Raw genomic sequence first — 13,558 nt, forward strand, 5'->3', positions numbered from 1 at the left:
CTACCCCCACCCACCACCGCCCGGCGTTTCAATCGTCAGCACGTCGCCGGGCTGCATGGTCATCCGGCACTTGGCCGGCAGCGGCACGCCGTTCAACCGATTCACACCCGCCTGCCCGGCGCCACCACCACTCGCGCCGGGTGGCGACATGCGTCGGCGTTCGGTCAGCAACGTAGCCGTGCATTCGACGAGCGCCTGATAGCGACGCACCACGCCGTCGCCGCCGCGGTGCACCCCCATGCCGCCGCTGCCGCGCCGCACGGAATACTCCACCACCCGCAAGGGATACGCCCGCTCCAGCGATTCCACCGGCGTGTTGCGCGTGTTGCTCATGCCCACATGCACCGCGTCCGGACCATTGCCACGCACGCTGGCGCCCTGACCGCCGCCCAGCGTTTCATAGAAACTCCAGCCCGGCGCGCCCATGGTCACGTTGTTCATGGTGCCCTGTCCGCACGCCGGAATGGGCAGATCGAACATGCCCACCGCCGCTGCCGCATCGGAGAGTGCGGCAAAGCACACATCGGTGATACGCTGCGACAACTCCACGTTCCCAGCCGCTACGGCGCTGGGCCGCTTGGCGTTCGCCACGCAGTCGTCTGGAATGGTCAGTTGCAGTGCGCGCGCCACGCCGTCGTTCACCGGCACATCGTCGTCGCACAATACGCGCAACACGAAGACCGCCGCCGCGCGCGCCACCGCCGGCGGCGCATTCACGTTGCCGCGTACCGCCGGTGACGTGCCTGTCAAATCAAGGAACAAGGTCGAGTGGTCGATGCGTGCCGTAATCACCACGGGAATCGGCGCGTCGCTCACACCGTCGCCTTCCAGTGCGTCGGCTGCATGTCCGCGTGCGCCGTTCAGTTGTGCCAGGCGGGCACGTACCCGGCGCTCGGTGTAGTCCAGCAGCGCATCCACGGCCTGCCCCAGTCGTTCCGCGCCCATTCGGGCATACAGTGCCTGCCATCCTTCGCGGCCCGACTTGCAGGCAGCCCGCTGCGCACGCAGATCCCCCTCCCGTTCCGACGGTGTCCGCACATTGGCCAGCACCAGCCGCATCACGTCGTCCTGCGCCACGCCGTTCCGTTCAATGCGCACCGGCGGCACAATGATGCCTTCCTGAAACAGCTCGGTGGCGCCGAACGGCATGCTGCCGGGGCTCAATCCCCCCACATCGGCATGATGCGCCCGCACCGCGGCATAGCCGATGATCCGCGACGCGTCGGCACGGTCGGCAATCACCTCCACCATCGTGAGATCGGGGAGGTGCGAACCGCCGTGCGAAGGATCGTTGAGCAGGAAGCAATCGCCGGGCGCCGCACCGACGGCGCGTACCGCAGCCACCGACTCCGGCATCGCGCCCAGATGCACGGGAATGTGCGCCGCCTGCGCCACCATGCGCCCGTCCGCATCGAACAGCGCGCACGAGGCATCACGTCGCTCCCGGATGTTCGGCGAAATCGCACTGCGCTCCAGCAGCGTGCCCATCTCCTCAGCCAACATGGCCACGCTCTGCGCAAACACCGTCAACTCCAGCGCATCGAACGGCGTGCGTGGATCACTCATCGCCCGCTCCCGCGTGCTCGCGTGGATATCCCGCTTCGAAGATGAGATCGCGACAGCGGACCATCCACGCCTCCTGCAGATCGGCCATCCGCGCCCCCTTCCCGCGATCGGGCGCCATCGACAACAGCCCTTGCGCCGACGGGTGTGGCACGGCGCGCATCACCAGCGTCGGCAGAGGGGCGTGCGCGAGCACCACGTCCATGGTGCGCGTGGCCACCCGGCCCAGCGTCACCACGCCGCGCAATCCACGCGCCTGCAACGCCATCAGCTCGGCGTTCAATCGCGCCACGTTCTCGGGGCCCTCAAGTTCGCTGCGCGTTGGCGCACGAAATGACAGGCCGTCGTCGGTTGGACACCGGTCGAAGGCGTTTCCCAGTGCCACACCGCGCGCCACCGGACGAAGCGCAGCAGCACGGAATCGCGCGCCATCCCACGGCAGCGTCTCAATGGCCGGCGGCAGTGACACCGCCCCCAGGCGCGACAGTGCCTGATACAGGTGTCGACCAGCGGCGTCGCCAAAGAACGGGAATCCGCTCTTGTCGGCACCCCGCGGCCCGGGCGCTTCACCAACCAGCAACACGTACACCGGACCGCGGTCGGGCAGCAGAGGCGGCACCGGCTCGCCGACAATACGCACCGCCGCCGCACCACGCGTGGCCGATGTCATGTCAACTCCATCATCCAACCACCGATGGGCAGCGCGCGCGCCACCCAGCCCGGCGCCACGCGCATGGTCGCGTCCGCCAAACGCACCACACAGTTGCCCTCCAGCATCCGCGTCATCGCGCGGCCGTCATCCACGTCATCGGGCAACATTCCGTCTCGGACTGGACGGGCAAACTGCACCGGCCACGGCGCACCCCCAACCGCCGAGCGCAGACTGATGCACTCCACGGCGCGATCCAATGCAAAACCGGTGCGCGCCACGTGACGTTCGACAAATCGCTCGGCGATCATGACACCCGTGTCACCCGGTTTGACGGCCACATCGAGTTCATACCCCTGACCCTCGTAGCGTGTGCGAATCCACCACCGTGCCATCGCGGCATTCGAATCGCTGGCGCCCAGGCGTTCCGATTCACTCCGCAGACGTTCGGCCAGCCACGGTGCGTCAATGGCATCGGCGCGCATCACGAGACTGGCCACGCCCTCACGACGCTCAGGCGCCAGCGCCAACCCGATGGCACTCAGCACACCGGCGTGCGGCGGAATCACAATGCGGCGCATCCCCAATCGCTCGGCAAGTCCACACGCATGCAGTGGTCCGCCGCCCCCAAAGGCAATCAACACCGCGTCACGCGGATCGATACCACGTTCCACCGACACGCGTCGAAGCGCGCGCGCCATCGTGGCGTCGGCAGTGGCCAGCAGTGCCTCGGCGGCACGCTCGATAGTCACCCCCAACGGGGTCGCCAAATGCGCCATCGCTTCCCGCGCACGCGCCGCACTGATGGTGACGCCACCACTCCACATCCCTTCCGCGATGTGCCCAAGCACCACGTGCGCATCGGTCACGGTTGGACGCAGGCCCCCGCGCCCATACGCGGCCGGCCCCGGCATAGCACCCGCGCTTTCCGGGCCGGCACGCAGCGCACCGCCGGCATCAATCCAGCCGATACTGCCGCCGCCTGCCGCCACCGCTTCCACCAGCACGCGTGGCAGCGCGATGGGCACTCCAGCCACATCGCCGCCGCGTTCAACCAAAGGCTCCCCGTCGTCAATCAACCCGACGTCGGCGCTCGTACCCCCAATGTCGATGGTGAGTGCGCGCGAAATGCCCAACGCGCGCGCGACGGCGGCCGCGCCAGTAACGCCACCGGCGGGGCCGGACAGCGCCAGTGAGGCCGCGTGTTCAGCCGCATCGCCCGCCGTGAGCGTGCCGCCAGCCGAGGTCATCACCCGCGGCACCGGAAAACCGTTGGCCTGCAGGCGGTCGCCCAACCCGCTCAGGTACCGCCGCACCGCCGGACGCGCATAGGCCTCGGCCACCGTGGTGGCCATGCGCTCGTATTCGCGAATCTCCGGCAACACCGCATGCGAGCAAATGACGTCACAGTGCGGCAACACGGTGGCCAGGGCCTGGCGCAGGGCATCGGCCAAACGCGCTTCGTGCGTATGGTCAGCGTACGCATGCAACAACGTGATGGCCACCGTATCGGGCGCCCGGGCGATCACCTCGATTACGACATCGGCAATGGCCGCATCATCAAGCGCGACCAGCACACCGTCCGGCACCACACGTTCGCGCACCGGAATGACATCGCTGGCGTCCACCAACGGCGCCGGATGATGACGGGTGAGGTCGTACAGCGCCGCGCGCTCCTGTCGCCGCAACTCCAACAGGTCGGTGAAACCGGCGGTGGCGCACGCCACCACACGCGCCCCGCGCCGTTCCAGCAACAGGTTGGTGACCACCGTGGTGCCGTGCGCAATGTAGGCCAGCAATGACGGTGCAATGCCTGAGGCCTGCAGCGCCGCCAGCACACCGGTCGCGCGATCATCCGGATCGCTGAGTACTTTCGCGGTCTGCAACGTGCCATCGGGCGCGATGGCTGCCAGATCGGTGAATGTGCCGCCAACATCGACACCGGCAGCAACGGTCAGGGTACTGTCACGAGGTCCGTTCACGGGCGGGCCAGCCGCGATCGATCGTGACCGAGGCGCCACATCGCCAGCGCAATCGCCACATGCACCGGCACCACCACCGCGAGCACCACGCCACTGACTTGCGCGAACGCCGGCATCGCCTGCAGCGCCGCACCACACAGGGCGAGGAGGGCGATCACCACGCTCACGCCGCGGGCCGCGCGGGTGGGCACACCGCGGGCGATGGAGAGCGGGACCATGACCGCTGCAACCAGCAACAACGGGTGCAGCGACAGCAACGTGGTGTTCGCGCCCATGTACGGCGCGTGCCTGGTAACTGTGGCCGCCAGCAGCAAACCGGTGCCCAGCAGTCCGCCCACGACATACCAGATGGAAACGGCCATGCCCAGCAGCACACGAATCGCGCGTGCGCGCGCGTCGGCCATCACCGCCACCAGTCCGGCCAGCGAGAGGCCAAGGAGCAATGACATCGCCAGTCGATCGGGGGCCTCGTCCGGCAACGGCACGCGATCAGCCGTGAAGAGTGTGGTATCACGCTGTACCAGCCGAATGCGTTTCCCGCTGGCATCGCTCAACACCAACGCGGCGTAGTGCGTCGCCATATGTTCGGGCAGAAATTCCTCATCCCACTGGGACAACGTCTGGTCCGCACGGCGACCAAGTGCCACCTCGATCCCGGCATACATCGGCAGCATCGATCCCAACAGTCGGGCGGTCTCACCGCGCCAGGTGCGTCCGGTACCTGGTCCATTCAACGCCGGATGCAGGCGCCCGCCCAGCACGCGATCCAGCGCGTCACGCAGCTTGGTCGCACAATTCTCACGATAGTAGTCGTAGCGATAGTACTTGTTCGCTTCACGCGAATTCCATTGCAGGAACTCGAACAGTGCCGCGCGTTCAACCGGCGACAGCGCCAGCACCTGTTGTCGAATGGTGCGATTGTCCGCTTTATACACGTCGTTGAACAGCTGGGTGGGATACCCCGCCATGGAATACTTCGTGTCGCCAGTCAGGAATCGCCCCAGGAAGTTCGGCTGGTCGAAGTCGAAGATGCCCCAGTTGTACGCCACGTCGTCACCGGTGAGGCTGTCCCGCACCCCCAGCGCCGCATGTCCGAACCGCTCGAAGAACACATCCGAGGGGCCGTACGTGTACAGCGACACGGTCAGCGACGCACCGCGAATGGCGCGCAGGCTGTCCACCACGGCCGACGCACCGGGCAGCGATGGCATGTCCGACGAGTTCGTTCCGATGGGTGACGCCTGCGCGATGGCGTCGCCGGCGCCCACCATCGTCACCGTCACGGCAACCAGCGCGCGCCGCCAGGACCACCGCATCAGAAGCGAAACTCTTTTCCGTCGTCGGCCGCGCGATAGATCGCCTCGAGCACGCGATGCACGAGCACCTGATCATTGGGCGGCTCGTACGGCGCCTCGTCGCGAATGACCGCCAGGAAGTGCGCAATCTCGGCGCGGTAGCTCTGCAGGAACGGACTCTCGCGTGCCGCCGCTCCCGACGGAGACACGTCGACGCCCCGCCCGTTGAGTTCCTTGGTCACGCGCAACGGTGCCAATCGGGCCGAGCCGCGTGAGGCATGCACTTCAAACCACCAGCGCTCTTCGTCACCGACATACGACCAGGAGATGTCGAAGGCCATGACCAACCCGCCCTCGCACTCCAGGAAGACCTGCATGGCGTCTTCCACCGCCGACGCGGCGCGGCCTCGGCGCATGACGGCCGAAACCCGCACGGGCGCCTTGAAGTCGGCCAGCCACAGCGCGAGGTCGAGCAGCGGGAAGCCCTGCTCGAGGAAGGCACCGCCACCCGCCTCGGCGCGCCGATGCCGCCAACCTTCGGCGCCGCGCTGGACCATCAGTGCGCCCGTCCGGATGGACGTGACCTGACCCAGTTCGCCGTTGCGGAGGAACTGATCCATCGCCTGCACGTCGGCGCGGAAACGCAGGTTGGTCCCCACCACCAGTCGGCGATCCACCTTGTTGGCCGCCGCAATGCACCGTTCCACACCGCGTGACGTGAGTGACAGCGGGCGTTCACACAGCACGTGCAGCTTGGCCCGCAGCGCGCTCAGCACATGCGGCTCGTGCAGGTGATTGGGCGTGGTGATCACCACCGCGTCCAACTCGTCCGAGTCCAGCAGTTCCTCGAAGTCGGTGAAGACATCCGGCACACCGAAACGGTCGGCCAATGCACGGGCCTTGGCCCCATCGTTGTCGCACAGGGCCACCAGTGACGCCCCACGCAGCTTGGACAACACGGGAATGTGCGTCAACTGGGCAATCGCACCCGTGCCAACCACGGCGATCCGCACGCCGTCCTTCATGCCGCCTCCAGGAAGAATCGCATCACAGGGATCCCATGATGCCGGTCAATCAGCGAAGCCCACCACGGTGCCGGGGTAGTAGTGCTGCAGGATCATCCGCGCACTCTGGCCCGCCCGCGCGCGCCCGATCGCACCCCACTGACACAGTCCCACCCCATGCCCATTGCCGTTGCCGCGTAACGTCACGCCGGTCAGGCGTCCACCGTTTCGCGCCTCGCGCTCCACAGAAAAATACGTGCTGGACAGGTTCGCGCCACGCGCATCACGCAAAACCGCTCGCACATCGCGCGCGCGAACGGTGATATCCCCGCGATCGGTCCGAAACTGCAACACCGCCACCCGCCCCGACGCACTCCGCTCGGCGACCTGCAGTTCACGGACCCCGGTCGCCTGTGGCTGCTGACTGCCCTGCAGTTCGATGGCGCGGCGCACCGCCTCGCTGAGCTGCTGTTCGCCCAATTCCTCAACCCAGTGATTGCGCGGATTGATGTCACAGTACGGACGCCCGGTCGAGAGGTCGATGTCATCCACCGACTGCAGGTACGGTTCTTCCCGGGCGTCACGCCACGCATCGCGCGGTGTCGCGGTGCGTCCACCGCACGCCGAGTAGTACGGGGCGTCCACCGTACGACCGGCATAGCGCAACACCAGGCCAGCGGTGGCGTCAATCGCCTGATTCACCAGCGGATGCTCCACCTCGACGCCGCCATACACCTGATTGTTGACCGTCGCCACCATGTGCCACCCACTGGCCGGTTGCGGCGCGCCCTCTGCCGGTACGCGCACGTATGCATAGCTGCGCGCGGCAATCACCTGTGCTTCCAGGGCGGGACGGTCGGCGGGTTGGCGCGTGCCCAGTTCCAACGGCACCACTCCCCGCAGGTAGTCTTCCACCGGCAGACGATTGACCACCTGCACGCCCGAGTCCGTCGCCGAAAACCACAGTTCTCCGCGATAGCGCTTGCCGTTGTACGTCAGGAAACCGGAGGCAGTTGGGCGGGCTACGAATGGACCCGTGCGCCATGGCGTGGCATCGTCGCCTTCGCCCGCCACGCGCAGGAGTCCGCTGCGCTGTTCCACGCGCCAGCCTTCACCTCCCGCGCCCCGCACCAGCGACTGTCGGCCGCCCTGCTCGTCGATGCGCCAAGGCGTGGTGGCCGACACCAGGGCACGGACGACGCCGCCGGACAACGCGATTCTGGCCTGACGGTCTGTCAGATCCAGACGACCGTGCAGTTCCTCGCTGGAGACAACGGGCGCCGCCGGACGCCTCTCGGTTCCACGCGGTGCGCAGGCGCTCGCTGCGAACGCCCCAATCATCAGACCTCCGCTGATGGAACCCGCGAGCGTTCGACGAGAGACCGCGCCGGTCATCGACCGTAGCTGCCCACGGTGGACGACAGCGCGCCGGCCATGGGCAACTGCCGGGACGGGCGATGCACCGGCGCCGCCGGCGCATCCACCAACGCGTGCCACGTCGCGCGGAAATCGTAGTCGTCCACCACCGAATCGATGCGCACGTCAACCATCGCGCCCGGCGGGGCATTCCCCGACAGATACACCACCCCGTCGATGTCGTCAGCCTGCCACGGCGCGCGCGCAATCAACTGGCCCGGCACGTCACCCGCTCTGTCGATCAGCACCCGCGTGTCGCGCCCCAGGAATCGCTCATAGCGTTCGCCGGTGATGGCGCGCTGCAATTCCTCGATGCGTTCCTTGCGCTCGCGTTTGATGGAATCCGGCACGTCATCGTCAAGGTCGTACGCGCGCGTCCCCTCCTGCGGCGAATACGTGAAGCACCCGACGCGATCAAACTGCATCTCTTCCAGGAAGTCGCACAGCACCTGGAAATCGTCCTCGGTCTCGCCCGGAAACCCCACAATGACCGTCGTGCGCACTGTCAGGTCTGGGACGATGTCGCGATAGCGCGTCAGTCGCTCGCGAATGGACTTCTGCCGTTCGGGGCGCCGCATGCGCGCCAGCACGGCGTCGGCGCCATGCTGCATGGGCGTGTCCAGGTAGCGCACGATGCGCGGATTCGCCGCAATCACCTCCAGCAGCCGCGGCGTGATGCCGGCGCTGTACAGGTAAAGATTACGAATCCACGGAATGCTGGTCTCGCGCACAAGGGCTTCGAGCAACTCGGGCAGGGCGAATCCGTCGCGCCGATCGCGACCATAGTGCGCGAGATCCTGCGCCACGAGGTTGATCTCCCGTGCGCCCTGCACCTCCAGCAACTGCGCTTCGCGCACCAACTCATCCAGGGCAAACGAGCGATGCTTCCCGCGCATCAGCGGAATGGCGCAAAACGCGCAACCATGATCGCAGCCTTCGCTCACCTTGAGATAGCGCACATGCGCGGCGTCGCCGCCAAACACGCGCACGCCCGGATGCTCCAACAGCTCGCCGCCAATCAGGCCGCGTTCGATGAGTTCGGGCAACAGTCGATCGGTTTCCGACGTGCCAAGGAACACATCGACCTCGGGCAGCGCCTCGATCAGTTCGTCCTTGTGCCGTTCGATCATGCAGCCGATCGCGAAGACCGCGCGGCACGCACCATCCTCTTTCAGGCGGGTCGCGTCAAGAATGGCATCAATCGACTCCTGCTTGGCCGCATCGATGAACCCGCACGTGTTCACCACCACCACCTCGGCGTCGCGCAGATCGGTCACCTGCTCGCCCCCGTGGGCCACGAGGTCGGCCAGATACCGCTCGGAATCCACCGTGTTTTTGTCGCACCCGAGGGTGACCAATCCGAACTTGAGCATTAGTGAAAGATAGCGCCGCCGGTCGCCGTCAGGGCGCGCGAATCGCCAGTTGCGCCCGAATGAAGGGCGAGAGGGTGTACGGCGCCAGCAGCGCCTCACTCAGATGCGAGGCACCGTCGATCACCCCCAGGCACCCCGCCGCACCGCAGGCACAGGTGAACGCCTGCGCCATCTGCCATTCGGTGCTTGGATAGAAGTACACCAGTTCGTCACCCGCCCCGAGGTCACGTACTGCAACCAGCGCCAGCTGCTCCATGTCGAACGCCACATTGGGCGTGCACGAGTGGTTCACACACTCCAGAAACGCGGGCGACGGGCGAATGTGCGTATCCGCGTCCAATTGGACGGTCAGATAGGACGGCTCCGCCAACCGGGGACTGTCGGCAAAGCTGACCAGCACCGTTCCCGCCGGCCGGTCAACAAGGATGCGGACGCAGCGCTGCCCAAGGTCCCCGCGGTGCCCGACGGCAAAATCCATGTCGACGGGCAGACGGTCCGCCGCTATCGGAAGTTGCCGAACTGCAGCTCCACTCCGAAATCGCCCTTGCGCAACACGGCCATGGCGTCCTGCAGGTCATCCTTGCTGGGCGATGTCACGCGCACCTGGTCCCCCTGAATGGAGGCCTGCACCTTTTTCAGCTTGGCCTCCTTGATGCACGCCGAGACTTTCTTCGCGGTGTCGCTGTCCAGCGCCATCTTGAGCTTGATCTCGCGACGCAGCACGTCGCCGCCACCCGGCTTCACGTCGCCGATGTCCAGATTCTTCACCGGCACGCCGCGCTTGATGAACTTGGCCTGCAGCATGTCGAACAGCGCTTCCATGCGCATGTCGCTGTCGGTGGCCAACTGGACAAGGCTTTCCGAGCGCTTGAACTCGATGGTCACCAGCGCGCCCTTGAAGTCGAACCGCTGGCTGACTTCCTTCTGCGCTTGATTGACCGCGTTGTCGACTTCCTGCAGGTCCACGCTGGTCGTCACGTCGAACGAATAGGTCGATGCCATGTTTATCCGAGAAAACTTTCCAGGGCCTTGGCGCGCGAGACGTGTCGCAACCGCGAGAGCGCCTTTTCCTTGATCTGTCGCACACGCTCACGCGTGATGCCCAGCATCGCGCCAATCTCTTCCAGCGTCATCGGATCGGAACCGTCGATGCCGAAGTACAATCGCAGGATCTTGGCCTCGCGCTCCTTGAGGCTGCCCAGCGAATCCTCGATCGCCTCGGTCAGCGCCTTCTCAAACGTCTGCTCATCCGGCGTCGGATTCACCGTGTCCGCCAGATAGTCCAGCAGGCGATTGTCCTCACCCGGCGTCAGAGGGGCATCGAGCGAGAGATGCACCTGGGAGATGGACATGGTCTTGGCGACCTCCTCCTCGGTGATGTCCATCCCCTCCGCGATCTCGGCGTGCGTGGCCTCGCGACCCAGTTCCTGCAACAGCGCGTTCGCCCGCTTGCCAATGCGGTGGAGCGTCCCCGCCCGATTGAGCGGCACACGCACAATGCGCGACTGCTCAGCCAACGCCTGCAGGATGGCCTGCCGGATCCACCACACGGCATAGGAGATGAACTTGATCCCCTTCGTCTCATCGAACTTGTGCGCCGCGCGAATCAGACCAAGGTTGCCCTCGTTGATCAGGTCGGACAGCGACACGCCCTGATTCTGGTACTTCTTGGCCACCGACACCACGAACCGCAGGTTCGATCGCACCAGCTTGTCGAGTGCCTCCTGATCACTGACGCGGATGCGTCGTGCCAACTCGGCTTCTTCTTCGCGCGAGATCAGGGGATACACGCTGATGTCGCGCAGATACTGGTCCAACGACCCTTCCTCGTACTGCGCCTTCTTTTTGGTGGGCGTTACTGCCATGGCAACAGCGGCTCGGTGAGGCGGGGAAATCGAGCGACGAGGAACTGAACATTCATCTGGGTGGAGCGACTTTCGCAAGTCGTCACCTCAATGCACGACCGTCCCCACGCGGGCCCAGCGAATTCTGGTCAGCCACGGTGCCGACACCGTGGAGTCTGGCGAAAAGCTGTAGTAGACGAACAATGGTGTTCCGCGCAGCAGACTGTCGGGCACGAAGCCCCAATACCGACTGTCCAGCGAGTTGTCGCGATTGTCCCCGAGCACGAAGAAGTGGTGCATGGGCACCACCAACGGTCCCCAGTTGTTCCGGGAGGGCCGGTAGCCGAGTCCGGCGGTGTAGATGTCGGCATCGGCGGCCACGGCCGTCTTGACCAGATGGCTGCTCTGCCAGCGAAACTCGTCATTGACCGGATCGACGCCCGGCTCCGTGTGCACCACGTACCGCTCGTCTTGCGGAAGCCCGTTGCGCACGAGGGTGCCGTCGTGCATGGAGAGCGTGTCGCCCGCCACACCCACCAGGCGCTTCACGAAGTTCTTGCTGGGATCGACCGGGAACTCGAACACCACCACGTCACCGGGCTGCGGCGTCCGGATGGCCGGCAACCGCCGTCCGGAAAACGGGATCTCCGCCCCATACACCAACTTGTTGACCAGCAGGAAATCACCCACCAGCAACGTCCGTTCCATGCTGCCGGACGGGATTTTGTAGGCTTCTACGAAGAACGTGTGCAACACCAGAAAGAGCAGCACGGCGGCCGGAAACACCTTGGCCCACTCCCACAGCCAGGACAGTCGCAACGCGCGCGGTGCGCGCGTGCGACCGTTCGCCGCGCGCAACGCGCTCGCGCGCAACTCGGCGTCTGGAGGTGATCCTGGTACGGACGTCATGACGTGGGCGGCAACCGGTAAAGGCGTCGTGAGTGCTAGTAGTTGTCGATCTGCGCGCGTTGCAGCGCGCCGGAGTAGTCCACGTACCCCACCTTCGTTTCCGAATAGAACTCGTACACTTCCCAGCCGCCTTCGCGATGCCCGTTGCCGGTTTGCTTCACCCCGCCAAACGGCAGGTGCGCTTCGGCGCCAATGGTGGGCGCGTTCACGTAGGTGATGCCGTTGTCCAGATCCTGCATGGCGCGGAAAGCCACGTTCACGTTGGACGTATACACCGAAGACGACAGTCCGTACCGGACGTCATTGTTCACCGTGAAGGCCTCTTCGACGTCGTCGACCTTGATGACCGAAAGCACCGGACCAAAAATCTCTTCCTGCTCCAGGCGCGATCCGGCCGTGACGCCGGCAAAAATCGTGGGCTGGAAGAAGAAACCGTTGTCGAGCGTGCCGCCCGTTGCCCGCTGTCCGCCGCACACCAGCGTCGCCCCCTGCGCGCGACCAATCTCGATGTACTCCTCAACCTTGGCGCGCGCCGCGGCATTCACCAACGGCCCCACGTCCGTGCCGGCTTCGCGACCATCGCCCAGTCGCAAGGCCGACGCGCGTTTGGCCAGACGCTCCACGAACTGGTCATGAATACCGGCCTGCAACACCAGTCGGCTGGTGGCGGTGCAGCGCTGACCCGTGGTGCCAAACGCGCCCCACAGCACGCCGTCCAGCGCGAGATCGAGATCGGCATCGTTGAGCACGATCTGCGCGTTCTTGCCACCCATTTCCAGAGAGAGACGCTTGTGCAGGCGGCCGCATGTCTCACCAACCAGGCTGCCAGTCTCCGTTGAGCCGGTGAACGAAATCACCGGCACGTGCGGATGCTCGACCATCGCCTTGCCAATGACGCTGCCCTTCCCGTACACCAGTTGAATCACTTCCGGCGGCAGTCCCGCGGCCAGCAGGATTTCCACCAGTGCGGTCGCCGTGTGCGGCACGTCTTCGGCCGGCTTGAGCACCACCGAGTTGCCGCACAACAGCGCGGGAAACGTCTTCCAGGTGGGAATGGCCATCGGGAAGTTGAACGGGGTGATGAGCCCGCACACCCCGATGGGGCGGCGCATGCTCATGGCCCACTTGTTGGCCAGTTCGCTGGGCACGGTGTGGCCAAACAGGCGCCGACCTTCCGTGGCTGCGTAGTAGGCCGTGTCGATGCCTTCCTGCACGTCGCCACGCGTTTCCGCCAGCGGCTTCCCCATTTCGCGCGTCATGAGATTCGCGATCTCTTCCTTGCGCGCCGCCATCAGGTCGCCAACGCGTCGCAGCACATCGCCCCGCGCCGGAGCCGGCGTGCGCTTCCACCCCTCGAAGCCGCGTCGGGCGCTGTCGATGGCGGCGTGCACATCCTCCACGCCCGATTGCGGGAAACGGCCGATCAGGTCTCTCTGGTCAGCCGGATTGCGATTCTCGAAATAGTTGCCGGTGGACGGCGCGACCCACTGGCCGCCGATGAAATTCTTGAAGGTGTTGGACAT

At 65.8% G+C, this 13,558-nt stretch carries 12 protein-coding genes; all 12 read right to left on the reverse strand.

Annotated features, from left to right (window positions below; translation table 11 throughout):
• The 12 genes from IPP90_11550 to IPP90_11605 all read right to left on the reverse strand — a co-directional run bounded on the left by IPP90_11550 (position 1) and on the right by IPP90_11605 (position 13,558).
• Positions 1–1,566, reverse strand: coding sequence for a hydantoinase B/oxoprolinase family protein (locus IPP90_11550; GenBank protein MBL0171347.1), 1,566 nt, complete (start codon positions 1,564–1,566; stop codon positions 1–3).
• On the reverse strand, positions 1,559–2,233 hold the full coding sequence (locus tag IPP90_11555) for a hypothetical protein (protein ID MBL0171348.1): 675 nt from the start codon (positions 2,231–2,233) through the stop codon (positions 1,559–1,561). The genes IPP90_11550 and IPP90_11555 overlap by 8 nt, the downstream gene beginning before the upstream one ends.
• Entirely contained in the window at positions 2,230–4,194 is a 1,965-nt protein-coding gene (locus IPP90_11560; protein ID MBL0171349.1) for a hydantoinase/oxoprolinase family protein, read from the reverse strand. The genes IPP90_11555 and IPP90_11560 overlap by 4 nt, the downstream gene beginning before the upstream one ends.
• Positions 4,191–5,510, reverse strand: a complete 1,320-nt coding sequence (locus tag IPP90_11565) for a DUF4105 domain-containing protein (GenBank protein MBL0171350.1) — start codon at positions 5,508–5,510, stop codon at positions 4,191–4,193. The genes IPP90_11560 and IPP90_11565 overlap by 4 nt, the downstream gene beginning before the upstream one ends.
• Positions 5,510–6,514 carry a Gfo/Idh/MocA family oxidoreductase gene (locus tag IPP90_11570; protein ID MBL0171351.1) on the reverse strand — a complete coding sequence of 335 codons (1,005 nt, stop codon included), beginning with the start codon at positions 6,512–6,514 and terminating at the stop codon, positions 5,510–5,512. Before IPP90_11570 ends, IPP90_11565 begins: the two co-directional genes overlap by 1 nt.
• A gap of 45 nt (positions 6,515–6,559) precedes the next feature.
• Entirely contained in the window at positions 6,560–7,834 is a 1,275-nt protein-coding gene (locus IPP90_11575) for a SpoIID/LytB domain-containing protein (protein ID MBL0171352.1), read from the reverse strand.
• A gap of 50 nt (positions 7,835–7,884) precedes the next feature.
• A complete protein-coding gene (rimO, locus tag IPP90_11580; GenBank protein ID MBL0171353.1) occupies positions 7,885–9,282 on the reverse strand; it encodes a 30S ribosomal protein S12 methylthiotransferase RimO in 1,398 nt (465 codons plus the stop codon).
• Between the two features lie 28 nt (positions 9,283–9,310).
• Positions 9,311–9,760, reverse strand: coding sequence for an SET domain-containing protein-lysine N-methyltransferase (locus tag IPP90_11585; protein MBL0171354.1), 450 nt, complete (start codon positions 9,758–9,760; stop codon positions 9,311–9,313).
• A gap of 23 nt (positions 9,761–9,783) precedes the next feature.
• Positions 9,784–10,284 (reverse strand): YajQ family cyclic di-GMP-binding protein, encoded by a 501-nt coding sequence (locus IPP90_11590; GenBank protein ID MBL0171355.1) that lies wholly within the window; start codon positions 10,282–10,284, stop codon positions 9,784–9,786.
• 2 nt (positions 10,285–10,286) lie between these two features.
• Positions 10,287–11,147, reverse strand: a complete 861-nt coding sequence (locus IPP90_11595; protein ID MBL0171356.1) for an RNA polymerase sigma factor RpoD/SigA — start codon at positions 11,145–11,147, stop codon at positions 10,287–10,289.
• Positions 11,148–11,234: 87 nt separating this feature from the next.
• Positions 11,235–12,035, reverse strand: a complete 801-nt coding sequence (lepB, locus tag IPP90_11600) for a signal peptidase I (GenBank protein MBL0171357.1) — start codon at positions 12,033–12,035, stop codon at positions 11,235–11,237.
• 35 nt (positions 12,036–12,070) lie between these two features.
• Positions 12,071–13,558 carry an aldehyde dehydrogenase family protein gene (locus IPP90_11605; GenBank protein ID MBL0171358.1) on the reverse strand — a complete coding sequence of 496 codons (1,488 nt, stop codon included), beginning with the start codon at positions 13,556–13,558 and terminating at the stop codon, positions 12,071–12,073.

This window comes from Gemmatimonadaceae bacterium (assembly GCA_016720905.1).
Classification (GTDB): domain Bacteria; phylum Gemmatimonadota; class Gemmatimonadetes; order Gemmatimonadales; family Gemmatimonadaceae; genus Gemmatimonas.

Excerpts from the sequence above, each read along its gene's own strand:
- IPP90_11550 (MBL0171347.1), bottom strand. The coding sequence starts at position 1,566 with ATGAGTGATCCACGCACGCCGTTCGATGCGCTGGAGTTGACGGTGTTT.
- IPP90_11555 (MBL0171348.1), bottom strand. The coding sequence starts at position 2,233 with ATGACATCGGCCACGCGTGGTGCGGCGGCGGTGCGTATTGTCGGCGAG.
- IPP90_11565 (MBL0171350.1), bottom strand. The coding sequence starts at position 5,510 with ATGCGGTGGTCCTGGCGGCGCGCGCTGGTTGCCGTGACGGTGACGATG.
- IPP90_11570 (MBL0171351.1), bottom strand. The coding sequence starts at position 6,514 with ATGAAGGACGGCGTGCGGATCGCCGTGGTTGGCACGGGTGCGATTGCC.
- IPP90_11575 (MBL0171352.1), bottom strand. The coding sequence starts at position 7,834 with ATGATTGGGGCGTTCGCAGCGAGCGCCTGCGCACCGCGTGGAACCGAG.
- rimO (MBL0171353.1), bottom strand. The coding sequence starts at position 9,282 with ATGCTCAAGTTCGGATTGGTCACCCTCGGGTGCGACAAAAACACGGTG.
- IPP90_11585 (MBL0171354.1), bottom strand. The coding sequence starts at position 9,760 with ATGGATTTTGCCGTCGGGCACCGCGGGGACCTTGGGCAGCGCTGCGTC.
- IPP90_11590 (MBL0171355.1), bottom strand. The coding sequence starts at position 10,284 with ATGGCATCGACCTATTCGTTCGACGTGACGACCAGCGTGGACCTGCAG.
- IPP90_11595 (MBL0171356.1), bottom strand. The coding sequence starts at position 11,147 with ATGGCAGTAACGCCCACCAAAAAGAAGGCGCAGTACGAGGAAGGGTCG.
- lepB (MBL0171357.1), bottom strand. The coding sequence starts at position 12,035 with ATGACGTCCGTACCAGGATCACCTCCAGACGCCGAGTTGCGCGCGAGC.
- IPP90_11605 (MBL0171358.1), bottom strand. The coding sequence starts at position 13,558 with ATGTCCAACACCTTCAAGAATTTCATCGGCGGCCAGTGGGTCGCGCCG.